The sequence below is a fragment of the Mesorhizobium erdmanii USDA 3471 genome (assembly GCF_000472705.1).
Taxonomy (GTDB): Bacteria; Pseudomonadota; Alphaproteobacteria; order Rhizobiales; family Rhizobiaceae; genus Mesorhizobium; species Mesorhizobium erdmanii.
In genome coordinates this window covers 53,741-78,680 of sequence record NZ_AXAE01000024.1, presented here as the reverse complement: position 1 = coordinate 78,680, position 24,940 = coordinate 53,741, and the positions used below count along the sequence as shown (strand labels likewise).

The following is a 24,940-nucleotide window of genomic DNA, read 5'->3' as shown; positions in this document are numbered from 1 at the left end:
CTGCCGGTATCCTCTCCCCGTAAACGGGGCGAGGAAATGCTTCCACGATCCCGTTTTGTTCCGATTCTTCTTGGCGATTGCCCCTGGCCGCGCTACCTCTGGCGCGTGACAGTTGAGCCGCGCCTAGCCGAACAGAATGCCACCATCGCCCTGCCCGAGCCATTCGTCAGATGGTTCGGCGAAAAGGGCTGGTCGCCGCGCGCCCATCAGATCGAATTGTTGGCCAAGGCCCGGAGCGGGCAATCCGTCCTCCTGATCGCGCCGACCGGGGCCGGCAAGACATTGGCCGGCTTCCTGCCCTCGCTGACTGAACTCGCCGTCAGGCCAAGGCGAAAGCCGGGGCAGGCGCATCGCGGCATCCACACGCTCTACATCTCGCCGCTCAAGGCGCTGGCCGTCGACATCGAGCGCAATCTCGGCAAGCCGGTCGAGGAGATCGGACTGCCGATCTCGATCGAGACGCGCACGGGCGACACGCCATCCCACAAGCGCCAGCGGCAGAAGCTGGTGCCGCCTGACATCCTGCTCACCACGCCGGAGCAATTGGCACTGTTGATCGCCGCCTCCGACGCCAGGCGGTTCTTCGAGGACCTGCGCTATGTCGTGCTCGACGAATTGCATTCGCTGGTGACGTCGAAACGCGGCCATCTCTTGGCGCTTGGCCTGGCGCGGCTGCGCAGCTTCGTCCCAGGCCTTCAAACGATTGGCCTTTCGGCGACCGTGGCCGAACCGGACGAACTGCGGCGATGGCTGGTCAGCCAGAATCCACCGGGTGATATGTCGGAACTTATTGTCGTCACCGGCGGCGCGAAGCCCGAGATTTCCATCCTCGATTCCGAGGAGCGTGTGCCGTGGGCGGGGCATTCGGCCCGCTACGCCACGCCCGAGATCTATCGCGAGATCAAGCGCCACAAGACGACCCTGCTGTTCGTCAACACCCGCAGCCAGGCGGAACTGCTGTTCCAGGAATTATGGCGGGTCAACGAGGACACCTTGCCGATCGCACTACACCACGGCTCGCTAGACGTCGCCCAGCGCCGGCGCGTCGAGAAGGCGATGGGCGACAACGCGCTGCGCGCCATCGTCGCCACTTCTACGCTCGATCTCGGCATCGACTGGGGCGATGTCGATCTGGTGGTGCATGTCGGCGCACCGAAAGGGGCGAGCCGGCTGGCGCAACGCATCGGCCGCGCCAACCACCGCATGGACGAGCCTTCAAAGGCGATCTTGATCCCCGCCAACCGGTTCGAGGTGCTGGAATGCCGGGCCGCGCTCGATGCCAACTATCTCGGCGCACAGGATACGCCCCCGCTGGTCGATGGCGGCCTCGATGTGCTGGCGCAGCATGTGCTCGGCTGCGCCTGCGGCGCACCGTTCCGTGCCGATGATCTCTATGAGGAGGTGCGAACGGCGGCACCCTATGCAAGCCTCGACCGGCCCACATTCGACCGCGTCATCGATTTCGTCGCCACCGGCGGCTATGCGCTGAAGAATTACGAGCGCTACGCCCGCATCCGCCTGAACAAGGATGGCCTTTGGCGGGTTTCCAATCCGCGCGTTGCCCAGCAATACAGGCTCAATGTCGGCACCATCATCGAAGTGCCGGCGCTCAATGTGCGTTACGTCAAGGCTGGCAGCAAAGGATCGGCTGCGCGCGGCGGCGCGGTCCTCGGCAAGATCGAGGAGGCCTTCCTCGAAACGCTGACGCATGGCGACACCTTCATGTTTGCCGGCAAGGTGTTGCGCTTCGAAGGCATTCGCGAAAATGAGTGCTTCGTGTCGAATGCTCCCGGCAGCGACGCCAAGGTGCCCTATTATGGCGGCGGCAAGTTTCCGCTTTCGACCTATCTCGCCGAACAGGTCCGCATCATGCTGGATGACCCGCAACGCTGGAGGGAGCTGCCGGAACAGGTAGCTGACTGGCTGCGGTTCCAGGCCGACAAGTCGATCCTGCCCAAGCGCGATGATCTACTGATCGAGACCTTTCCACGTGGCAACCGCTATTATCTGGTCGCCTATCCCTTCGAAGGCAGGCTGGCGCACCAGACGCTCGGCATGCTCTTGACCCGCCGCCTGGACCGGGCGGGCGCCAGGCCGCTTGGCTTTGTCGCCACCGACTATGCGCTGGCCATATGGTCGCTGGGCGACATGGGCGCGATGTTCAAGGCCCGAAAACCCTCGCTCGGCGCGCTGTTCGACCAGGACATGCTGGGCGACGATCTCGAAGCCTGGCTGGCCGATAGCTGGCTTCTCAAGCGTACCTTCCGCAATTGCGCGCTGATTTCGGGGCTGATCGAGAAACGTCATCCCGGCCAGGAGAAAAGTGGCCGCCAGGTCACCGTGTCGACCGATCTCGTTTACGATGTGCTACGCAGCCACGAGCCCGACCATATCCTGCTTCAGGCGACACGTGCCGACGCGGCGGCCGGTCTACTCGATGTCAGCAGACTTGCCGACATGCTCTCGCGCATACAGGGTCGAATCATGCATAAGAATCTGGAGCAGATTTCGCCGCTTGCCGTGCCGATCATGCTTGAGATCGGCAAGATGCCGGTCAACGGCGAAGCCGATGAAACACTGCTGATGGACGCGGCCACGCTGGTCGAAGAGGCCATGGGGCCGGAAATGGTCGAGGAATGAATTTCTCACTGGCGCGCACATCGCTGATCGCCGAGGCCGACTTGGTCCGCATCGCCGGCGAGCGCGCGGTCTGCGATCCGCGCGGCGTGCTCTATTTTCCCGAGCTCAGGCTTCTGGCCGTTTCCGACCTCCACTTGGAAAAGGGCTCGTCGCTGGCACGGCGCGGCACGCTGATCCCGCCTTACGACACCGGTGCGACCTTGCTCAGATTGCAGGCGGTCATATCGGACTACCAGCCGTCGATCGTCATCAGCCTGGGCGATAGCTTCCATGATGAGGGGGGCGCCGAACGCATGCATGCGAGTTTTCGCGAGCGGCTGGAAGCGCTGATGGCAGGTCGTGACTGGTTCTGGGTCGCCGGCAATCATGATCCGGAAGCACCGGCCGATCTGCCGGGCGAAACAGTGCGGGAACTCGCCATCGGCTCGCTGCTGTTCCGGCACGAGCCGTCGAAAGCGCGCGTCGAGGGCGAGATCGCAGGCCATCTCCATCCCTGTGCGCGTATCGTCCAGCGCGGCCGTTCTGTGCGGCGGCGCTGTTTCGCGGGCGATGGCGGACGCATGATAATGCCGGCCTTCGGCGCCTATACCGGTTCGCTCAATGTGCTCGATCGCGCCTATGCCGGCCTGTTCCGCCTGGAATCCCTGATGGCCTATATGCTTGGCACCGACCGGATCTTCGCGATCTCCCGCTCGATGCTGCGGCCCGGCTGACTTCAACGTCCGTAGTACAGGGTCACCGTATGCTTCGCCTCGGCGAAGAAGAGCCAGCGCTCGACCAGCATGCCGGCGAACTGGACCATCACGGCTAGCACGGAAAAGATTGCCGCAAACGGCCAGGGCAAGGCAAAGGTGGCGGCTAGGAGCAGGACCGGCAGGGCGAAGGCCAGCAATTGCGTGATCTGGCGCAGGCGTGCACTGTGCTTGCGCGCGATGCGAAAGCCCATTTCCTTGAGCAGATAGTTCTCCTCGGTATGCGGCCATTCCAGCGACCGCACGGTGCCGCCGGCCAACCCCGTCGCGGTGTTGGCGGTGGTCGGGATCTCGAGCCGGTCATTGTACCGCCAGGTCGCCAGCTTCCAGCCCCAGCCGGCAAGAGTGGTGAGCAGTGAGAACGCCAGCACGGCCATCGAGGCGGCGCCGAAGGCTTGCAGTAGCGCGTTCAACAGAACGCTCCCGGTCATGGCGGAGAAGATGAGATAACCGGGCAGTGTATAGCGGCTGTGCCATTGGGCGATCGGCCTTAGCGATGCGTAGATCATGCCGGTGGTGCAGACGGTGACGACCGCGGCGCAGGCCGCCAGAAATCCGGCAATGGCCACCCAGCCTCCAGTGTGGCCAAGAGACACCCAGCCGATGCCGAACAGTCCCGCCGGGATGAAGGTGATGACCGAGGCGACACCTTCGCGCGACAGCCATGAGCTGCGCCATTGCGAGAAGGCGCGCCAAGCGCGTTCCGGCCTGCCGAGATGACCGGTTGAGGACAACAGCCCGGCCGCGATCAGGCCGAGCGCCAGCCCCAGACCGACGAAGCCGAGCCAGAAATCGGGCGCAATGACCTGGAAGCCTCCAAGCACGCCAAGCAGTGCGAGCAGGCCGTAGCCGGCGCCCGTGGCGGTGGTGAAGAAGACGACGGAGAAGGCTGGATGCATCGGCTAGTTCGAAAGCATGCGGTCGACCCAGCCCAGGAAACCGCCTTCGGCGCGCACCGGCTCCAGCGCCTTCGCCGGCACCGATGCGGCGCGCTGGGTTTGGGCGCGGGGCGGCAGGTACTTGTTGGTTGGGTGGTAACCCAGTTCCGGCATCAGGTCGACGCCGCCGCGTTCCATCACCAATTGCGAGACGGCGGAGTGGGGATCGCCGAGGTCGCCGAAATGCCGGGCGCTGGTCGGGCAAGCGGCGACGCAGGCCGGTACGCGGTCTTCTTCGGCCAGATTGTCATTGTAGATGCGGTCGACGCACAGCGTGCATTTCTTCATCACGCCGACATCGGTATCGAATTCGCGTGCGCCATAGGGGCAAGCCCAGCTGCACAGTTTGCAGCCGATGCACTTGTCCTCGTCGATCAGCACGATGCCGTCCGAAGCCCGCTTGTAGGAGGCGCCGGTCGGGCAGACGGTGACGCAGGCCGGTGTGTCGCAATGCAGGCAGGAGCGGGGGAAATTGACCGTGCGCCCGCCCATCTCGGTCGTGTGCTCATAGCTGTGCACGCGATTGAACCAGACGCCGTCGACATGGCCGCCATAAGGGTCGATGTCGGTCAGCGGCGCCATGTGCCCGCCGGTGTTCCATTCCTTGCAGGCGGTGACGCAGGCCTGGCAGCCGACGCAAGTGTCGAGATCGATGACGAGACCGAGCTTCTTGTCGGTGTTGGCGGGAAGACAGGTCATTCGGCGGCCTCTCTTGCCCGGCGGAACTCGGCGCCGAAGCTCAGTCTGTCGGGCGAAGGCTGGAAATGCGGTGGCTGGTGGAAACGCTCGAATTGCGGCTCGGTGAAGCCGGCCTCCTCACCAGCGCATTTGACGATGCGCACGCGCAGGTCGAACCACGCCGCCTGGCCGGTGACCGGATCGGAGTTCGAATAGCGTTTGCCCTGCGCATCTGCCGAGGTCTGGTCGCCGATGATGTGGTTGAGCAGGAAGCCGCGATTGCTCTCGGCGGCATCGTCCTTCAGCCCCCAGCTGCCGCGCCTTTTGCCGATCGCATTCCAGGTCCAGACCGTGCTTTCGTTCACCCCGTCGACCAGCTTGATCTGCCCCTTCACCCGGCCATTGATGCTTTCGATCCACACCCAGTCGTCGTCGGCAAGGCCGAGACCGGCGGCGGTCAGGTGATGCACGAACAGCCGGTTCTGGCTGGTGATCTGCCGCAGCCACGCATTTTGCGAGCCCCAGGAATGATACATGTGCATCGGCCGCTGCGTCAGCGCGTGCAGCGGGTATTTTTGCAGGTCGACCACGGCTTCCTCGCAGGGCATGTACCAGAACGGCAGCGGGTCCATGTAGGTCTCGATGCGCTGGCGCTCGCCCTTGGGCGGCAGCACGCTGCCATGGCCGCGCGCGGCAAGCCGGAAGCGTTGCAACGGCTCGGAATAGAGCTGGAAGACGATCGGCTCGGCTTTCGGGATAAAACCCATCTGCACCGCGAAATCGAGATAGGAGCGATTGGCCATCTTGTAGTAGCGCTGGTCCTCAGTGAAGTCGTGATGCCAGAAGCCGCCATTGTCGATGTAGCGCTGCAACTGATCCGGATTGGCCTCGCCCTTGCCGATCGCAGTGCCGTCCTTGCCGCGCCAGCCCGCCAGCGGGCCGATGCCCGGCGTACGTTCATGATTGACGATGTAGTCGGCATAGTCGGCATATCTGGCCGATCCATCGTCCCTGACGAAGCCGGGCAGGCCAAGCCGCGCACCCAGCTCGATCAGCACCGACTGGAACGGCCTGACGTCGCGGTCCGGCTCGACGACGGGATGGCGGATGGCGTCACCCGGCCCGTCGGCATGGCTGATCGGTCGGTCGAGCAGGCTGATGCAGTCGTGCCGTTCGAGATAGGTGGTGTCGGGCAAAACCAGATCCGCAAACGGCACGGTCTCTGAATAATAGGCGTCGGAATAGATGATGAAGGGGATCTTGTAGCGGCCCTCCTGATCATGGTCGGTCAGCATGGCAATGGTCTCGACGGTGTTCATCGAGGAATTCCACGCCATGTTCGACATGTACATCATCAGCGTGTCGATCGGGTACGGATCGCCGGCCCAAGCATTGCGGATGACGGTGTGCATCAGGCCGTGCGCGGCCAACGGCGCCTCCCAGGAATACGCCTTGTCTATGCGGAGCGGCGTACCGTCTTCATCGACCAGCAGATCGTCCGGCCCGCAGACAAAGCCTAGCGGCATGCCGTCGAGCGGCGTCATCGGCTTGACGGTCTTGCCTGATGGCTTCGGACCCGGCGGCGCCGACCGGGGGTAGGGCGGCTTGAAGCGGAAACCGCCGGGAACATCCACTGTGCCCAGAAGCACTTGCAGCAGGTGGATAGCGCGGCAGGTATGAAAACCGTTCGAATGGGCTGAAATACCCCGCATGGCGTGCATCGACACCGGCCGCCCCTTGATCGTGTCGTGCCGGCGTCCGGCCCAGTCGGTCCACGCCACCGGCAGTTCGATCGTCTGTTCGAAGGCGACATGGGCGAGTTCGGCGGCGATCCGGCGGATCGTATCGGCTAATATGCCACAGCGCTCGGCCACGGCATCGGGTGCGTAGCTGTCATCGAGGTAGCGGTCGGCGATCAGCTGGAACACCGGCGTACAGCGGTGGCCGCCGACTTCGAAGCTGCCGGTCAGCGCCGGCTTCGCCTCTGGATCGGCGCCCTTGACGGCGCTCTTCGTCACCCTGTCCCAGGCCAGCGGATTGCCGTCGCCATCGCGGACGAACAGCCCATCGTCGGCGGCCCCAGGCTCCTGCACGACGAGGACATGGGCATTGGTGTAACGGAGCAAATAATCGAGATCGACGCGGCCAGCTTTCAGCAATTCGTGGATGAGCGCGAAGACGAACAGGCCGTCGGTGCCGGGCCGGATGCCGATCCAGTCGTCGGCAATCGCATTGTAGCCGGTGCGGCACGGATTGATCGACACCACCTTGGCGCCGCGCGCCTTGAGCTTGCCGAGGCCGATCTTGATCGGATTGGAATCATGGTCCTCGGCGACGCCGAACAGCATGAAATATCTGGTGTTGTCCCAGTCGGGTTCGCCGAACTCCCAGAACGAGCCGCCGATCGAGTAGAGCCCGCCGGCCGCCATGTTGACCGAACAGAAGCCGCCATGGGCGGCGAAGTTGGGCGTGCCGAACTGGCTTGCCCACCAGCCGGTCAAGGATTGCGACTGGTCGCGGCCAGTGAAGAAGGCGAGCTTCTTGGGATCGGTGCGACGAACCGCCGAGAGCCGCTCTGTCGCGATCGAAAGAGCCTCCTCCCACTCGATCTCGTGGAATTCGCCCGAACCGCGAGGGCCGCTGCGCAGCAGAGGTTTCTTCAGCCGTGCCGGGCTGTAGTGCTGCATGATGCCGGAACTGCCCTTGCCGCAGATCACGCCGCGATTGACCGGATGATCCTTGTTGCCGTTGATGTAGCGGACCTTGCCGTCCTTGATGTGGACGTCGATGCCGCAGCGGCAGGCACACATGTAGCAGGTGGTCTTGGCGATGCTGTCGGAAATGCCAGGCGAGGTGTCGACGCCGTCGCCTTCGTCGGGCGCGCGCGTGTCGGCTAGCGGGCGTTGCGATGGTGCAGAATTCGCGCCGCGCGGCGGTCGATGCCTCATGAGCCGGCGGTACCCCTGGACTTGGCCCGCGTTTTCGGCCCCGGGCCGCGCATGTAATGCTCTTCCGGGTGATAACGATCGCCGGCGAGCCGCCGCCTTATGCCACGGGCCCAATGCGTAAAAAGGGATCTGAACCGCCCGATCATTTTATTCGTCGCGACCTGATGGCCAATTTTTTCTAACTTCGCCTCAAAAAGTAGAATAATGATATCGATCCGTCTAATCAGTTGTTCTTGTAAATTCGATCGATATTGGTTCTTAATACCGATATGACCCTGGATCAGTTGCGCATTTTCGTCGCCGTCGCCGAGCGCGGCCATATGACCAAGGCGGCGGAGCTTTTGGGCATCTCCCAATCCGCGGCATCGGCCGCCATCCGCGCGCTCGAGGAGCAGCACGGCGTCCATCTGTTCAACCGCGTCGGCCGTAACATCGAGCTCGCCCAGACCGGCCATCGGTTCCTGCCGGAGGCCAAGGCCGTGCTGGAGCGGGCTGCCGCCGCCCGCAACGTGCTGGAACATGTCTCACAGACGGTCGCCGGCAGCCTCTCCATCGCCGCCAGCCTGACCATCGCCAGCTACTGGCTGCCGCGCCGGCTGGCCTCCTTCCATGAGGCCTATCCCGCGGTAAGGCTGAGCGTCAGCATCGGCAACACGAGGCAGGTAGAGGCTAGCGTGCTGGATGGTACCGCCGATCTCGGCCTGGTCGAGGGGCGTACCGAATCCGACATATTGCGCCGCGCCAAGGTCGACACCGACCGGTTGATGCTGGTGGTCGCCGCATCACATCCCGAGATCGCCGAAATTGCGCCGGGCCGCCCCGACATCAGGGGCCTGCGCTGGATCATCCGCGAGGGCGGTTCGGGTACGCGAGAAGTGCTGGAGGATCTGGCGCGGCGCGAGGGGATTTCGCTTGCCGATTTGCAGGTATTCCTGGTGCTGCCCAGCAACGAGGCGGTTCGCCAGGCGGTCGAGGCAGGTGCCGGCGCCACCATCATTTCGGAACTCGTCGTCGGCCGTGCCGTCGCCGAAGGCAGTTTGAGAGCGGTGCCGATCGAGCTGCCGAAGCGCGACTTCGCCATGATCACCCATCGCGACCGCCAGGCCAGCCTGGCCCAGATGGCGCTCAAGGCGCATCTCGGCGCCGAAACGACTGGAAACGGTTCGGCGTGATCAGCCGAACTTGCGCTGGGCATCCAGCGCCAGGCCAAGTCCGACCGAGCCGAACATGTCACCGTCGATGACGGAAGCCTGCGGCACCAGCGACAGGATTTCCCGTCTCGCCAGCGGGATCGCGGTCGAGCCGCCGGTCAGGAACACCGCCGTGATGTCAGACGGCTTGACGTTAGCGTCGCGGATGGTCTCAGCCACCGTTGCGGTAACCCGCTCGATGTCCCGGGCGATGGTGGCGTCCAGCCCCTCACGCGTGATCCCGGCGGCGAACGCCACGTCGGACAACTTCACCGCGACTTCGGCCGACGATCGGTCGGTCAGCTCTATCTTGGCCTTTTCGACCAACGCCGCCAGTGCGTGCCCGTAACGGTGCTCGACGATGTGGATGAAGCGGTCGACCAGGTCGGCGCGGGCGGCTTCGTAGCGGATCTGGCGCAGATGCGTCATCGCCTTGGCGGTATAGACCAGGTTGATGCGCTGCCACGTCGCGAGATCGACGAAATAGCTGGCCGGCAGGTTGCGCTTGCCGTCCTTGGTCGGGGTTAGGTAACCGAGCTGCGGCATCACATGGGCGATGCTGAGCAGCCGGTCGAAATCCGTGCCACCGATATGCACGCCCCGGCTGGCCAGGATATCGTCCTTGCGGTCGGCGGATCGGGCCCGCTCCGGCGAGACGCGCACGACCGAAAAGTCGGACGTGCCGCCGCCCATGTCGATGATCAGCGCCAGTTCCTCGCGCGTCACCCTCTGCTCGTAGTCGAGTGCGGCCGCGATCGGCTCGAACTGGAAGGCGACGTGCTTGAAGCCCTGGGCGTGCGCGGCCTGTTCCAGGTCGCTCTGGGCATTCGCGTCGGCTTGCGCATCGTCATCGACGAATTGCACCGGCCGGCCGAGCACCACGGTCTCGACCAGATCGCCGCCATCCTCCTCCAGCTTTTTCCTGAGATGCCCGAGGAACAGGCCGATGATCTCCATGAAGCCGATCGAGCGCGCCTTGATGCGCGTCTTTTCATGCGCCAGCGAGCTGCCGAGCACGCTCTTCAGCGAACGCATCAGCCGGCCTTCCACGCTGTCGGTGTAGTTGGCGATGGCCTGGCGGCCAAAACCGATGCGGCCGTCCTCGAAGTTGAAGAACACCGCGCTTGGCAGCGTGACCTGGCCGTCCTCGAGCGTGACGAGGCGAGCTTGTCCGTTGCGGACCACACCGACAGTGGAGTTCGAAGTGCCGAAATCGATACCGGCGAATGCTGGTCGCAACGCAGCCTCCTGTGTCATTGGCGGCAGGCAGCGGATCGGCGCTCGCGGGCGACGCGTGCGCTGCGGTTTCGGGCGACCGGACCGCTCTGCCGAATTGACCACTCTGCCGGATTGAAATGTGCGTGCTTGCCCGTTGGGCGGGGAGGTGCGGTCTATAGCATGACGCGGAAAAGGGAAACCCCTTTTGGACGCCTCAATCCTTGCGGAAGATCAGCCTGCCGAGCCAGCCCGTCAGCATGGCCAGGGATATGGCGAAGACGCCATAGAGGAAGGAGTAGTCGTGGGCGACACGGAAGATCGACTGTTCGAAGCCGGACTTGCGGATTTCGAGCTGAGCCGAGCTCTCCTTGATGAACAGGCCGCTCTTGAACAGGAAGGCGCGGGCCTTGTGGGTGCCGACAGGCACGTTCGGCGCCAGCCTGACGGTAGCGCGGAACAGATTTTGCGACAGGAACTGCACACCGCCGACATTCTCGCTGTAGAGGCCGGTGGCCGTCTTGCGTTCGCGCAACGCAGCGGTGAATTCCTCGATCGTCGCCGGGCTGTCGCCGGGATCGGCGGGTTGCATGTAGAGGTTTGAGGCACCGAGCGACAGCTGTTTGTAGCTGTTGGGTTCGGTGATGTCCTGCAGCGGCCGCGTCGTCGCCACCGAATAGGACATCGGCACATTCTCGAAGGCTTCGGAATCCAGGTTGACCCAGACGCCAAGCACCCGGTCCTTGCGGCGCACGACCACCGGTCGCGGCGGGCCTTCGAGCACGACGATGACATCGTAGCGGTTCTGGCGGGCGACCAGCGGGTCGGGGTTTTCCAGCGAGCCGAAGATGGTCAGGTCGGCGCCGGAAAAGCCGGCGGTGATCGAGACGTTGTCGGTGGAGAGCCCGATCTGGATGCCTTCCGGCAGCGGCGACTGTGCCTTCGCCGGGGCGGCGGCGGCAAGCAGTGACAGGGCAATCGCGGCTGCGAACGCTTTCGGGCCTGCCATCAGTTGAGGCCCGCGCCGGACAGCGAATAGAGATTGGGTGGGGTGACGAAAAGATCGATGGCGAGCCGGATCGCCACAGCCAGTACCAGCAAGGCCAGCAGCGCCCTGAGCTGCTCTCCGCGCAGCCGCTGGCCGGCCTTGGCGCCATATTGCGCCCCGGCCACGCCACCCGCCATCAAGATGAAGGCCAGCATCACGTCGACGGTCTGGTTGGTGCTGGCATGGACCAGCGTCGTGAAGGCCGAAGTGAAGATGATCTGGAACAGCGACGTGCCGATAACGACGTTCGTCGGCACTTTCAGCAGATAGATCAGCGCCGGCACCATGATGAAGCCGCCACCGACGCCGGTGACTGACGACAGAAAGCCGATGCTGGCACCAAGGCCAAGCACCGGTATGACACTGACGAACAACTTCGACGCCCTGAATCGCATCTTAAGCGGCAGACGATGGATCCAGTTGTGCTGGCCGGATTTCTTCAGCACCGGTGCGGCGCCGCTTCGCGTGGCACGCAGCACGCTGACGCTCTCGATCAGCATGATCGTACCGACGGTGCCGAGCAGCACGACGTATGAGAGCGAGATGAACAGGTCGAGTTGGCCGAGCTGGCGCAGGAAGCCGAAGACAAAGATACCGCCGGTGGAGCCGACGATGCCGCCGGCCAGCAGCACCCCGCCGAGCTTGAAGTCGAGCGTACCTCGCTTCATGTGCGACAGCGCGCCGGAGAACGACGAAGCGATGACCTGGTTGGCGCCGGTGGCGACCGCGATCGCCGGAGGAATGTTGTAGAAGATCAGCAGCGGCGTGATGAGGAACCCGCCACCGACGCCGAACATGCCCGACAGGAAGCCCACCGCCGCACCCATGGCCAGCAGCACGAAGACGTTGACGGAAATTTCCGCAATCGGGAGATAGATGCCCACCCGTCAGTCTCGATCAGTTTGCCCGTCGGCGAATACAGCCGTTGTTGGCAGTCTCGCACCGAAAAGCCAATTTTTCCTTGCGCCGACGCGGCGGCGGGGTCAAACCCCGTCGCCGCGCCGAAACAAAAAATATCTCAATCAGTTAACAGGCAAATGTGTGGCGGGAGCGTCGTGGAAACGACGCTCCCCTGTTATTTGCGCGCCAGCAGCGCCTGGACCAGTTTTTCATCGACGGCGCCGGTCGCCGGCAGCTTGTTGTCTGTCTGGAAAGCGATAATCGCGTTCTTGGTCTTGTCGCCGATGACGCCGTCGGCGCCGCCGGCATCGTAGCCGTTCTTGTTGAGGATGAGCTGGATGTTCTTGACCGCCTTCTTCATGTCGATGCCGGCGGTCGTCTGTGGCGTGCCCTCCTGCCAGGATTCGGGAATGTCGGCCGAATTGGTCGCGGCATTGAGTGGCTTGGCCTTCCACAATTCGGTGGCCGCACGCGCCCGCTGGAGCTGCTCGGGCCGCAGGGCGTTGGCGATCTCGTCGCGCTTGGCGGCCGCGTCCTTGTCGCCGGTCTTGGCCACGAGCGCGAACCATTTGTAGGATTCCTCGAGGTTCTGCTTCATGCCGACGCCCTTGGCGGCGAGGATGCCCAGATTGAACTGGCTGTCCTTGACGCCGAGGTCGGCGGCCGCCTGGAACCAATGCGCGGCCGATTCATTGTCAGTCACGCCGTCCGCGGCCATGGCGAACAGCACGGCCAGATTGTGCATGGCGCTGGCATTGCCCTGCTCGGCGGCGAGTTGGTACCAGGTCTTTGATTTCTTGATGTCGCGGGCCACGCCGATGCCCTTTTCATAGAAATTGCCGATGCGGTATTCGGCGGGTGCGAAGCCGAGTTCCGCCGATTTCTCGTACCACTTGGCCGCTGCCGCCATGTCTTCCTTGACGCCGCGCGACTCGGCGTAGCGCGAGCCGACCTCGAACAGTGCCTTGGCGTCGCCGCCCGCGGCGGCTTCACGCAGAGCGGCGGGGCCGGCATCCGCCGGAATGTCGAACTTGGCCGTCGCCGCCGCCGCCGGGGCATCCGTCGGCGCTACGGCACCGGTGGTCTCCTTGGCGATGGCCTCGCTGGCTGCCGTCGGCGCGGCCGGCTCGGAAGCCGTCGCATCCATCGGGGTCGTGGCAATGGGCGCGGCTGGCGCCGCAGTGGCCGAAGCCATTGCGTTGGATGCCGCGCTCGGGCCAGAAGAGTTGGCCGAAGCGGCAGGGGCCGCGGCGGGCTCTGCAACCGGCGCTGTATTCGCCATTGCGTCCGTGTCCGACGGCATCGCCAGGGCGGTCTGCGCTACCATCTCGTCCTTGCTTGCCGGCGCTGAGGGTTCGGCCTGCCTGACGGCGCGGGCCGGCGCGCTGTCCGCCGCGGCCGGCTGGGCTTCCGCCTTCGGCTGGCTCGCTGTGTCGACGGATGCCGTTTGCACCGGTTGCGCGACGGCGATCGGCGCGGCGTCGTTGCTTGCCATTTGGGCGGGATCTGAGAGAAACGCCTTGCCGAGCTGCAGTCCGGCAAGCGCCAGCATGATCGCTGCCGCCGCCATCAGGATCGGCTTGCGCCGCGCCTTGAGCAGGTCGCCGATCCTCAGCGCCTTCACCGGGCCTTTGACCGTCGACTGGCGCTTCAAGGCGTCGGCCTCCGCGGCGGCGGCCTGCGCCGCGCGCCGCGCGGCTGCGATGAAATCCGATTTCGCGGCGTCGCTTTCGCTGAGCTTTGCCGGCTGCCCGCGCTCATCGCGCACCCGCTTCATGATGGCATTAAGGTCGGGTGCGCCGGAGCCGGGCTCCAGCGGCCGGTTGGCCACTTTCGGGTCGAGCGGCTCGTCGAGATCGACACTTGGGATGTCGTCGCTCGGCGCCGAGCCGGCCAGTGGCGGAAGTTCAGCCGACTTCTTGCCCTTGAAGGCGCGGGCCAGCCCGCCGAACAACGATTTACGGCCCGCCGGTTGTTCCTTCTCGGCAATGGTGTCGGACCCGAGCGCGGCCATGGCGGCGGCGGCGGCGGCTTCAGCCGGCGAGCGAGTGCTTAAGTCACCGCGTGGCTCGCTGCGCGTGCCCAGGTCGCTACGCGTACCGAAATCGCCACGTAGGCCCGGCTCTCCGCCCAAAATGGCGGCGGCGCGGCCGTCGAGATCCGCCATGTCGCCGGTCAGCGGCATCGGCTCGTCGATATCCAGGGACGGCGCCTCGACAGCCATCTTGGCGGTGCGCGCGCGGCGCTTGCCGGCGACCTCTTCCTGGCGCGTCTCCAGAAGCTCGCTGACCGCCTCCGACGGTTCGCTGGTTTCCAGCGAACCCAGCCTGTCGACGATCTTGAGCAGCGTGTCGTGGATGGCCTCGAAGGTTCTCGAATTGCGCTCGTCGGAACGCCGCGTCAGCGCTTCCAGCGTCTTCAGGTCCTGGGCGAGGCCGGAAACGGCCGTCGTGTTGGCGTTCGAACTGCCCAGCGAGCGCACCGCGCTCTCGGCCGCCTCGCGAGCCGCGCCAAGGATGGAATCGCGGGTGCCGGCCAGCGCCTTCTCGATTTCGTCGAGGCGCGGGCTGATGTCCTCGAATTCCGGCAGCGGCGTGCTCGGCCTGGACAGATGGGCTGAAAGGCCGGCGACCTGTGCCTCCAGGCTGCGGATCAGCGCCGGATCGATGCCCGCCACCTGGGCCGCCGATGCGTCGAGCCGGCTGGAGATGTCCTCGAGCCGGCTTTCCAGTCCACGGATCGCCGCATCGCCGGCAGGATCGGGAGCACGCGTCTCCATGCGCGTGGCGAGTGCGGTGAAGCGGGCGTCGATGGCTTCCATGATGCCGGCGCTGTCGACCTGCGGCACGATGCGCTGGTCGAGCCGGTCGGCAACCTCGTCGAGACGGCGCTCGAGATCGCGGAACAGTATGTTGCCCTGTTCGATGGCGTCGCCCTGGCGGCGTTCCATCATCCCGGACAGCACGTCGAAGCGCTGCTCGAGCCCATGGAAGATGTAGTCGGCGTCGGGCATGGCCGGCGCCTGGTCGATCTTGTCGGCGATGAGGGTGATCTGCTTGGCCAGCCGTTCCATCGCCTGTTCGGGCAGATTGGCGCGGCCGGCGAGTTCGTCGACCCGGTTCGACAACGTGCTCAGGCGATCCATGACTGCGTTGCCGGGGTGGTCCTGCGCCACTTCCTCGATCTGCCGGGCAAGCGAATCGATGCGCTTCTCGATGCGTTCAATGGCCTCGTGGTCGACCGAATTGGCCTGTGCCGCGACGGTCGAGGCAACGATGGCGCGGGAAATCTCGTCCAGACGCTCGTCGATCATGGCAAGCGTGTCGCCGCCGCGATTATCCTGCTGGCCCGCAAAGTGCTCGACGGCGCCGGCGAGCGTACGCACCTTCTCCTCGAGCGAGCGCAGCGACAATGATTCGGGCAGATTGTTGACGGCGTTGCTGATCTGCTCCAGCCGGTCGGTCAGTGCCGCAAGGGCGGGATCGTCGGAACGTTTGCGCTGGTCGGCGTCGACGCGGTCCTCGAAAGCGGTCCAGCGACGGTCGAATTCGTCCCAGCGGCGGTCGACTTTCTGGACGCTCTCCTCGCGTGCCAGCGTGTCGAGCGCGGCCTTGACCTGCTCGAGTTCCAGCCGCAACAGGTTGACGCTTCTGTCGTCACTCTTCTCCGACAGCGACTTGATGGCACCGGAAAGCCGCTCGAATTCCACGCCGAGTTCGGCGCTGCCCTTGCCTGCCACGCCGGGCTTGGCGTTCGCCTGGAAGGCGCGGTCTATATCCTTGCGCAGCGCATCGAATTCGCGCTGCAGGCCTGCCGTCATCTGGTGGCGCAGTTCCTCGCGCATGCCGCGCAGCTCGCCGGCGATCTTGCCGACCATGGCGACGCTGTCTTCCTGGCCGCGCACGCGGTCGATGTCGCGGGCGATCGCCTGGTAGTTCTGGTCGAAGCTGGGGGCCGGCGCCGGGCCCTGCGGCCGCGGTACCGGCTGCGGACTCTCGTACCAGCGCTGCTGGGCGGTTGGCTGGGCGGCAGGATAACGCGGGTCCGCGGTGGCCGAGCGCGGATCGGTGACGGGATAGCGAGGGTCGGCGCCGTATTGGCGCGGAGCCGGACGTGCCGTCACTTCCTCGCGGCTCTGTCCCAGCCGCTGTTCCAGCGTTTCCAGCGAGCGGTTCAGTTGCTCGAGCGTGGTCTGCGGCCTGCGCTGCCTGCCGGCGTTGAGTGTATCGAGATAGGACCGCTTGCTGTTCATCGGTGCGTCCGTCTTTCAGATTGGCCGGCTTGCGACCAGCTCCCCAAGTCCCTGCCGGAACGAAGGCGACCGCGCTGCGACGGTGGAAGACAAGCTTCCCGGGGTTTACCCGCGCTCCGAAAAACCGTGAAAAATTCGATACAGGATAAACACGGGTAACCGACGCGCCCACATTTCCCCCAACGTGGTAAACAACGCGTTAACCAAGCTTAAGAAGTTGCAAGGAAGTTGGCTTCCGCTGCCGGCGGTGCGGCATAAAGCACCTTCTGCGAACGCCCCTTGCGTCATGATGCGGCTATCGGTATAGAATTGACGTAAACGTAAAAGGCGCAGTCGAGTGTGCTGTTTGCGATTTTGTTTGTCGAAACCACGGCTGGAAGCACGCCCCCGCTTCCAGCCAGGCGACGCATGGTCCAGGACCGCGACGCCACCAGACGGGGAAAGCCAGTGACCATGAAGCTTATCTCGGCCGGCGAGACCGCGGCCAATACCAATAATGCATCTGTCGAATCCGGCGAGGATCTCGCCCGCATTGGCGAAATGGCCAAGAAATACGGCGTGACGCTGCGCACGCTGCGTTTCTACGAAGACAAGGGCCTGCTCAACCCGCAACGCGACGGTTCGACCCGTCTCTACACGCGCCGCGACAAGGCCCGGCTGAAGCTGATCCTGCTTGGCCGCAAGGTCGGGTTCTCACTGCGTGACGTTAAGCAGATGATGGATCTCTACGATCCGACCGGTTCCAACACCAAGCAGTTGCGGCTGGCGCTGGACAAGTCGGAGAAGCAGCTTGCCCGCCTGCAGAAGCAGCGGGCGCTGATCGACGACGCCATCAGCGAGCTCTCGGGCTCGATGTCGGCGGTGCGCCAGATGTTGACCGAGCGCACGGCGCCGCAGGCGAGCGTCGCCAGCTAAATATACCGCCAGTTCCGACCTGTCGGATTTCTGACCATTAAAGCCGCGTGGCTCCGCCGCGCGGCTTTTTCGTTGTTCGCATCCATTCCTTTGGTTCCGCGGTGCTGGCCTGCACGACGTTGCGCCGCTGGCTTCACCGGTCATGGGCAGAGCGGCAATCTTGTCGCATCGAGAAAATTGACGTTTACGCAAACGTCAATTTTTGCTACTCCGAATTCAACATTGGTCCGATGCTGCCCTGACATGAATTCGGGGCTTTCGGATCAGGTCCGCAGGGTGGAGAAAAAGCATGCCGACATACAGGGCTCCGGTCCAGGATACGCTGTTCGTACTCAACGAGGTGCTGGGCTATCAGCGCTATTCGAACCTTCCCGGATTTGCCGACGCCACGCCCGACGTGCTGGAGGCGATCCTCGCCGAAGGCGCCAAGCTTGCCGAAAACGTCATGCATCCGCTCAACCGCGTCGGCGACATGGAAGGTTGCGTGCGCCACGACGACGGCTCGGTGACGACGCCGAAAGGTTTCAAGGAAGCCTTCGACCAGTATCGCGAGGGCGGCTGGATGGGGCTGGCAGCGCCGGTCGAGTTCGGCGGCCAGGGCCTGCCCTATGCCGTCCACACCGCCGTCGCCGAATACATGGTCTCGGCCAACATGTCGCTGATGATGTATCCCGGCCTGACGCAGGGCGCGATCGCGGCGATCATCACCCACGGCACCGACGAGCAGAAAGCCCAATGGCTGCCCAGGATGGTCGAGGGCGCCTGGACCGGCACCATGAACCTGACCGAGCCGCATTGCGGCACCGATCTCGGCCTGCTGCGCACCAAGGCGGTGCCGAATGGCAATGGCACCTACAGGATTTCAGGCCAGAAGATCTTCATCTCGGCGGGCGAGCACGACATGTCGGACAACATCGTCCATCTGGTGCTGGCCCGCATCGAGGGCGCCCCGGAAGGCGTCAAGGGCATCTCGCTGTTCGTCGTGCCGAAGTTCAAGCTCGACGCATCGGGCAATCCAGGCGAGCGCAACACGCTCTCCTGCGGCTCGATCGAGGAAAAGATGGGCATCCATGGCAATTCGACCTGCGTCATGAATTATGACGAGGCCGAAGGCACGCTGCTGGGCGAGGCAAATGGCGGCCTCAAGGCGATGTTCACGATGATGAACGAGGCGCGCCTAGGCGTCGGCCTGCAAGGCCTGTCGCTGTCGGAGATCGCCTACCAGAACGCCGTCGCCTACGCCAAGGACCGCTTGCAGGGCCGCTCGCTGTCGGGCGCCAAGGCGCCGGACAAGAAGGCCGACCCGATCATCGTCCATCCCGACATCCGCCGCTCGCTGATGACCATGAAGGCCTTCAACGAGGCTGGCCGGGCGCTGGCGCTGTGGACGGCGATCAAGTCCGACATCGCGCATCGCTCCGCCGACGACAAGGACCGCCAGGCGGCCGACGACTACACCGGCCTGATGACGCCGGTAGTCAAGGGCGTGCTCACCGACAAGGGTTTCGACCACGCCGTCATGGCCCAGCAGGTGTTTGGCGGTCACGGCTACATCGAAGAGCACGGCATGAGCCAGTTCGTGCGCGATGCCCGTATCGCCATGATCTATGAAGGCGCCAATGGCATCCAGGCGCTCGACCTCGTTGGCCGCAAGCTCGGCCTGAATGGCGGCCGCGCCATCCAGGCGTTCTTCAAGGAAGTCGGCGAGTTCTGTGAGGAGAACCGTTCCGACGAAAAGATGGCGCCGTTCACCAAAGCATTGAAGAAAGGCCTCAACGATCTTCAGGCCGCCACCATGTGGCTGCTGCAGAACGGCATGGCCAAGCCGGACAATGCCGGCGCCGCCTCCACCGACTACATGCATCTCTTCGGCCTCGTCGCCCTGGGCTACATGTGGGCGCAGATGGCCAAGGCTGCGCAGGGCAAGACCGGCGCCAACGGCTCTCAATCTTTGCACGAAAACAAAGGGGCGTTCTACGACAACAAGGTCGTGACGGCGCGCTTTTTCATGGAGCGGATCATGCCGGAGACCTCGGCGCACCTCGCCCGCATTTCGAGTGGCGCGGACACGCTGATGGCGCTGCCTGCGGAAGCGTTCTAGGTTCGGCGGGCCGGCGGCGCCGGCCCACAATGTCGGAACGCGGAGGAAATCGTGGCGACAAATCCAGCCGAAGTGCTCTCTTTGCCGAAGCCCGCCTGGGCGGCGGACGAGGTCGGCATGCTCTACGACATGGCGACCCGCTTCATGGCGGAGGAGATCGCGCCGCGCTACGACGAGTTCGAGAAGAACGAGATGGTCGACCGCGAGAGCTGGCTGAAGGCAGGGGCCGCGGGCCTGCTCTGCGCTTCGATGCCGGAGGAATATGGCGGCTCGGGCGGCACCTTCGCGCATGAGAGTGCCATCATCGAAGCCATCGGGCATGTCGGCGTCGACGGTTTCGGCATCGGCCTGCACAATTCGATCGTTGCGCCTTACATCCTCCATTACGGCTCCGAGGAGCAGAAGAAGAAGTGGCTGCCGAAGCTCGCCACCGGCGAACTGATCGGCGCCATCGCCATGACCGAACCGGGCGCCGGTTCCGACCTGCAGGGCGTCAAGACGCGCGCACAGAAGGATGGCAACCAATACAAGGTCAATGGCTCCAAGACCTTCATCACCAATGGTCAGCTTGCCAACTTCATCATCGTCGTCACCAAAACCGATCCGGACAAGGGCGCCAAGGGCACCTCGCTCATCGTCGTCGAGACCGACGAGGTCGAGGGTTTCGAGCGCGGCCGCAACCTCGACAAGATCGGCCTGAAGGCCAACGATACCTCGGAACTGTTCTTCAACGATGTGCGCGTGCCGACCTCTAACCTGCTTGGTCTCGAGGAAGGGCAGGGCTTCGTCCAGCTGATGCAGCAACTGCCGCAGGAGCGGTTGCAGATCGGCACGGGCGCCATTGCCATGATCGAGCGGGCGTTGGCGCTGACCATCGACTATGTCAAGGAGCGCAAGGCCTTCGGCAAGGCGATCATCGATTTCCAGAATACCCAGTTCAAGCTGGCCGAACTGAAGACCGAGGCCACCATAGGCCGCGTCTTCTACAATGATTGCGTCACCCGCCACATCAATGGCGGGCTCGATCCGGTGACGGCCTCGATGGCGAAATACTGGCTTTCCGATCTGCAGGGCAAAGTCGTCGACGAATGCCTTCAATTGCATGGCGGCTATGGCTACATGAATGAATATCCGATCGCCCGCATGTTCCGCGACGCTCGCGTCCAGCGCATCTACGGCGGCACCAACGAGATCATGAAATTGCTGATCGGCCGCTCTCTTTGAGCGTGACGTCAGGCGAACCCAAGGAGCACGAAAATGGCTGACGCTTATGTCTACGACGCCGTGCGCACGCCGCGCGGCAAGGGCAAGAAGGACGGATCGTTGCACGAGGTGCCGGCGGTGCGGCTTGCCGCCAAGACGCTGGAAGCGCTGCGCGACCGCAACGGCCTGGATACCGGCAACGTCGACGACATCATCTTCGGCTGCGTCGATCCGGTCGGCGAAGCCGGCTCGGTCATTCCGCGCGCCGCCGCCTTCGAAGCCGGCTACGACACCAAGGCGCCCGGCATGCAGATCTCGCGCTTCTGCGCTTCGGGGCTGGACGCCATCAATTTCGGCGCCGCCAAGATCGCGCAAGGGGCGGACGAGATCGTCATTGCCGGCGGCGTCGAATCCATGTCGCGCGTCGGCATGGGTGCCTCCGGGGGTGCCTGGTTCATGGACCCTTCGGTCGGCCTGCCAGGCTGGTTCGTGCCGCAAGGCATCTCGGCCGACTTGATCGCCACCAAATACGGTTTCTCGCGAGACGATGTCGACGCCTATGCGGTCGAGAGCCAGAAGCGCGCCGCCAAATCCTGGGCCGACGGACGCTTCAAGAATTCGGTCATCCCGATCAAGGACCAGAACGGACTGACCATCCTCGACCATGACGAGCACATGCGTCCTTCGACCGACATGCAGTCGCTGGCCTCGCTCAACCCGTCCTTCGTCATGCCCGGCGAAATGGGTGGCTTCGATGCGGTCGCGGTGCAGAAGCACCCCGAGGTGGAAGAGGTCAACCACGTCCATCACGCTGGCAATTCGTCGGGCATCGTCGATGGCGCCGCTGCCGTGCTGCTCGGCTCCAAGAAGGCAGGCAAGGCGATGGGCCTGAAGCCGCGCGCGCGCATCCGCACCTTCGCCAATATCGGCTCCGAGCCGGTGCTGATGCTGACCGGCCCTGTCGACGTCACCGAGAAGCTGTTGAAGCGCGCCAAGATGAAGTTGTCGGACATCGACCTGTTCGAACTCAACGAGGCCTTTGCCTCCGTGGTGCTGCGCTACATGCAGGCCTTCGAGATCCCGCATGACAGGATCAACGTCAATGGCGGCGCCATCGCCATGGGCCATCCGCTCGGTGCCACCGGCGCGATGATCTTCGGCACGGTGCTGGACGAACTCGAGCGCCGCGACCTCAACACCGCGCTGGTGACGCTGTGCATCGGCGCCGGCATGGGCACCGCAACGATCATCGAACGCGTCTGACGGGGAGAGAAATCATGAGCTACAGCAATTTCACCCTCGACACCGATGCTGACGGCATCACGTTGGTCACCTGGAACAGCCCGGACCGCTCGATGAACGTCTTCACCGAGGAGGTGATGCGGGAGTTGAACAGCATCGTCGATCATGTGGCGGGAGATGCCGCCATCAAGGGTGCGGTGATCACCTCCGGGAAGGATACCTTCTCCGGCGGCGCCGACATCACCTTGCTGCAGAAGATGCTGGCGACCTACGCTGCCGAAAAGAGCAAGGACGCGGACAAGGCGATCAAGGCGCTGTTCGCCAATGCCGGCACCATGACCGGCCTCTTCCGCAAGCTGGAAACCTGCGGAAAGCCGTGGGTCTCGGCAATCAACGGCACCTGCATGGGCGGCGCTTTCGAGCTGTCACTCGCCTGCCATGGCCGGGTCGCCGCCGACAGCGACAAGGTCAAGATGGCGCTCCCCGAAGTGAAAATCGGCATTTTCCCCGGTGCCGGCGGCACGCAGCGCGTGCCGCGGCTGACCGACCAGCAGCAGGCGCTGCAGATGTTGACCTCGGGCCAGAACCTGTCGCCGCAGAAGGCCAAGTCGATGGGCCTGATCCACGAAATCGCCGAGCCGGCCAAACTGATCGAGACAGCCAAGGCGATGATCAGGAACGGCCTCAAGCCGGTGGCGCCGTGGGACGAGAAGGGTTTCAAGCTGCCTGGTGGCCAGATCTATTCGCCGGCCGGCTTCAATCTCTGGCCGCCGGCCATCGCCATCCTGCGTCGTGAAACCCATGGCAATTACCCGGCCGCCGCGGCGATCCTGAAATGTGTCTACGAGGGCCTGCTGGTGCCTTTCGACACGGCGCTCAGGATCGAACAGCGCTACTTCACCGAGATCATGCAGACCAAGGAAGCGGCGGCGATGATCCGCTCGCTGTTCGTCTCGCTGCAGGAGTTGAACAAGGGCGCGCGCCGCCCGGCTGGCGTGCCGGAAACCAAATTCAAGAAGATCGGCATTCTCGGCGCCGGCTTCATGGGCGCTGGCATCGCCTATGTCACCGCCAAGGCCGGCATCCCGGTGGTGCTGCTCGACCGCGATATCGAGTCCGCCACCAAGGGCAAGGCGCATTCGGACAGCCTGGTCGCGGATCAGGTCAAGAAGGGCCGCGCCAAGCCCGAGGAGCGCGACAGGCTCCTGTCGTTGATCACGCCGACGGCAGACTATGCCGACCTCGCCGGCTGCGACCTCGTCGTCGAGGCGGTGTTCGAGGATTCGGCCGTCAAGAAGGCCGCCACCGAACAGGCGGAAGCCGTGCTGAAGTCGTCGGCGATCTTCGCGTCCAACACCTCGACCATTCCGATCACCTCGCTGGCGAAGAATTCGGCGCGGCCGAAGAATTTCGTCGGCATCCACTTCTTCTCGCCGGTCGACAAGATGATGCTGGTCGAGATCATCTTGGGCAAGAAGACCGGCGACAAGGCGCTGGCCACCGCGATCGACTTCGTGCGCGCCATCAAGAAGACGCCGATCGTCGTCAACGATACGCGCGGTTTCTACGTCAACCGCTGCGTGCTGCGCTACATGTCGGAAGCCTACAAGATGCTGATCGAAGGCGTGCCCGCCCCGATGATCGAGAATGCGGCCAAGGCCGCCGGCATGCCTGTCGGCCCCCTGGCGCTGACCGACGAGACGGCCATCGACCTCGCCCAGAAGATCATGAAGCAGACCATCAGGGATCTCGGCGATAAGGCGGTCGACCCCAAACAGATGGCGCTGATCAACACCATGGTCGACGATCATGGCCGCTTCGGCCGCAAGAACGGCAAGGGCTTTTACGACTATCCGGCCAAGCCGGCCAAGAAGAAGCTGTGGCCGGGCTTGAAGGACCTCTATCCGCAGCTCGCGCCCGAGAAGGTCGATTACGAGGAGCTGCAGCAGCGCCTGCTGGTCACCATTGCGCTGGAAGCGGCGAGGGTGATGGAAGAGGGCATCGTCACCGATCCGCGCGAGGCCGATGTCGGCTCGATCCTGGCCTTCGGTTTCGCGCCCTACACCGGCGGTGCGCTGTCCTACATCGACGGCATCGGCGCCAAGCGCTTCGTCAAGATCGCCAAGGATCTGCAGAAGAAGTACGGCGCCGAATTCAAGGCGCCCAAGCTGCTCATCGACATGGCCGAGAAGGGCGAAACCTTCTACCAGCGCTTCGATCCTTATGCGAAAGGCGACGTGAAGCAGGCCGCCTGACGGGCGAAGGAAATGTATGTCTGGGCGCGCATGGCGCGCATGCTGGTCACGGCGCGCAGCCGTGGCCCCTATAGGATGGGCGGTGAAAGCCGGCTGGCCTTTCGCTGCCTGCCGACCGATATCGATTTCAACATTCATCTCAACAATGCCCGCTACATGATGCTGGCGGATCTCGGCCGCATCGATCTGTTCGTTCGTGCGGGCCTGATTTCGCTGGCGCGCAGGAACGGCTGGGCGCCGATGATGGGTGGCTTGCAGGCGGTCTACGCACGCGAGATCAGGCTGTGGCGCCGCTTCGAAGTGGTGTCGTCGATCGAAACCTGGGAAGGCAGCCAGGTCATCGGCAAGCATCGCTTTGTCCTCGACAATGGCGAAACGGCTGCCTTGATCCTGACGACTGCTGGTGTCTACGACCGCAAGGCGCGCCGTTTTCTCGACATCGACGAGGTTGTCATGGCGCTCGGCCGAGCTGTGAACCCGCGACCGCCGACGCAGGAGGAACGAATTTTCATGACATCGCATCAGGGTTTGCGCAGCCTCGCCAAGGCGGGCGACTGATCTCGGCAATCGGTCTTCCTCAGCCGGGAAGAATATGCGCCGCTGGCGCACCACCGGTGGACAAACCGGCGATCGCAGACTAGAAGGAAAAGGCATTTTTTCCTG

The 24,940-nt window shown here is 64.1% G+C and carries 16 protein-coding genes; 9 read left to right on the top strand and 7 right to left on the bottom strand.

All coding sequences use genetic code 11. The features are described from left to right. The first annotated feature begins 105 nt into the window (after positions 1-105). Positions 106-2,640: a ligase-associated DNA damage response DEXH box helicase gene (locus A3AU_RS0120190; RefSeq protein ID WP_027054486.1), complete on the top strand. Its 2,535-nt coding sequence runs from the start codon at positions 106-108 to the stop codon at positions 2,638-2,640. Further along, a complete protein-coding gene (gene pdeM / locus A3AU_RS0120185; protein ID WP_027054485.1) occupies positions 2,637-3,353 on the top strand; it encodes a ligase-associated DNA damage response endonuclease PdeM in 717 nt (238 codons plus the stop codon). Before A3AU_RS0120190 ends, pdeM begins: the two co-directional genes overlap by 4 nt. 2 nt (positions 3,354-3,355) lie before the next feature. Here pdeM and A3AU_RS0120180 read toward each other — a convergent pair whose 3' ends face one another. The 3 genes from A3AU_RS0120180 to A3AU_RS0120170 are packed head-to-tail and all read right to left on the bottom strand — an operon-like array spanning position 3,356 to position 7,956. Continuing rightward, the gene (locus A3AU_RS0120180; RefSeq protein ID WP_027054484.1) at positions 3,356-4,291 is read right to left on the bottom strand and encodes a dimethyl sulfoxide reductase anchor subunit family protein; all 936 of its coding nucleotides are present in this window, start codon (positions 4,289-4,291) and stop codon (positions 3,356-3,358) included. A 3-nt stretch (positions 4,292-4,294) separates the two neighbouring features. Next, the gene (locus A3AU_RS0120175; RefSeq protein ID WP_027054483.1) at positions 4,295-5,029 is read right to left on the bottom strand and encodes a 4Fe-4S dicluster domain-containing protein; all 735 of its coding nucleotides are present in this window, start codon (positions 5,027-5,029) and stop codon (positions 4,295-4,297) included. Then, entirely contained in the window at positions 5,026-7,956 is a 2,931-nt protein-coding gene (locus A3AU_RS0120170; protein WP_027054482.1) for a molybdopterin oxidoreductase family protein, read from the bottom strand. Before A3AU_RS0120170 ends, A3AU_RS0120175 begins: the two co-directional genes overlap by 4 nt. 269 nt (positions 7,957-8,225) lie before the next feature. Here A3AU_RS0120170 and A3AU_RS0120160 point away from each other — a divergent pair, with 269 nt between their 5' ends. Beyond that, entirely contained in the window at positions 8,226-9,128 is a 903-nt protein-coding gene (locus tag A3AU_RS0120160) for a LysR family transcriptional regulator (RefSeq protein WP_027054481.1), read from the top strand. On the opposite strand, the gene A3AU_RS0120155 is transcribed toward A3AU_RS0120160, so the two are convergent. The 4 genes from A3AU_RS0120155 to A3AU_RS0120140 form a co-directional block, all read right to left on the bottom strand. Continuing rightward, on the bottom strand, positions 9,129-10,385 hold the full coding sequence (locus A3AU_RS0120155; protein WP_027054480.1) for an Hsp70 family protein: 1,257 nt from the start codon (positions 10,383-10,385) through the stop codon (positions 9,129-9,131). A gap of 193 nt (positions 10,386-10,578) precedes the next feature. Then, positions 10,579-11,370: a TIGR02186 family protein gene (locus A3AU_RS0120150; protein ID WP_027054479.1), complete on the bottom strand. Its 792-nt coding sequence runs from the start codon at positions 11,368-11,370 to the stop codon at positions 10,579-10,581. Continuing rightward, the gene (locus A3AU_RS0120145; RefSeq protein WP_027054478.1) at positions 11,370-12,293 is read right to left on the bottom strand and encodes a sulfite exporter TauE/SafE family protein; all 924 of its coding nucleotides are present in this window, start codon (positions 12,291-12,293) and stop codon (positions 11,370-11,372) included. Before A3AU_RS0120145 ends, A3AU_RS0120150 begins: the two co-directional genes overlap by 1 nt. Positions 12,294-12,484: 191 nt before the next feature. Beyond that, the gene (locus A3AU_RS0120140; RefSeq protein WP_027054477.1) at positions 12,485-16,561 is read right to left on the bottom strand and encodes a peptidoglycan-binding protein; all 4,077 of its coding nucleotides are present in this window, start codon (positions 16,559-16,561) and stop codon (positions 12,485-12,487) included. Between the two features lie 453 nt (positions 16,562-17,014). Between A3AU_RS0120140 and A3AU_RS0120135 the strand changes: the two genes are divergently transcribed. The 6 genes from A3AU_RS0120135 (at position 17,015) to A3AU_RS0120110 (ending at position 24,835) form a co-directional block, all read left to right on the top strand. After that, complete coding sequence (locus A3AU_RS0120135) at positions 17,015-17,476, top strand: MerR family transcriptional regulator (protein WP_081709601.1); 462 nt, start codon at positions 17,015-17,017, stop codon at positions 17,474-17,476. Positions 17,477-17,765: 289 nt separating this feature from the next. After that, a complete protein-coding gene (locus tag A3AU_RS0120130; RefSeq protein WP_027054475.1) occupies positions 17,766-19,577 on the top strand; it encodes an acyl-CoA dehydrogenase in 1,812 nt (603 codons plus the stop codon). Positions 19,578-19,628: 51 nt separating this feature from the next. Continuing rightward, entirely contained in the window at positions 19,629-20,801 is a 1,173-nt protein-coding gene (locus A3AU_RS0120125; RefSeq protein ID WP_027054474.1) for an acyl-CoA dehydrogenase family protein, read from the top strand. A gap of 33 nt (positions 20,802-20,834) precedes the next feature. Further along, on the top strand, positions 20,835-22,043 hold the full coding sequence (locus tag A3AU_RS0120120; protein ID WP_027054473.1) for an acetyl-CoA C-acetyltransferase: 1,209 nt from the start codon (positions 20,835-20,837) through the stop codon (positions 22,041-22,043). Between the two features lie 14 nt (positions 22,044-22,057). Beyond that, positions 22,058-24,277 carry a 3-hydroxyacyl-CoA dehydrogenase NAD-binding domain-containing protein gene (locus tag A3AU_RS0120115; protein WP_027054472.1) on the top strand — a complete coding sequence of 740 codons (2,220 nt, stop codon included), beginning with the start codon at positions 22,058-22,060 and terminating at the stop codon, positions 24,275-24,277. 12 nt (positions 24,278-24,289) lie between these two features. Continuing rightward, a complete protein-coding gene (locus tag A3AU_RS0120110) occupies positions 24,290-24,835 on the top strand; it encodes a thioesterase family protein (protein ID WP_027054471.1) in 546 nt (181 codons plus the stop codon). The last annotated feature ends 105 nt before the right edge of the window (positions 24,836-24,940 follow it).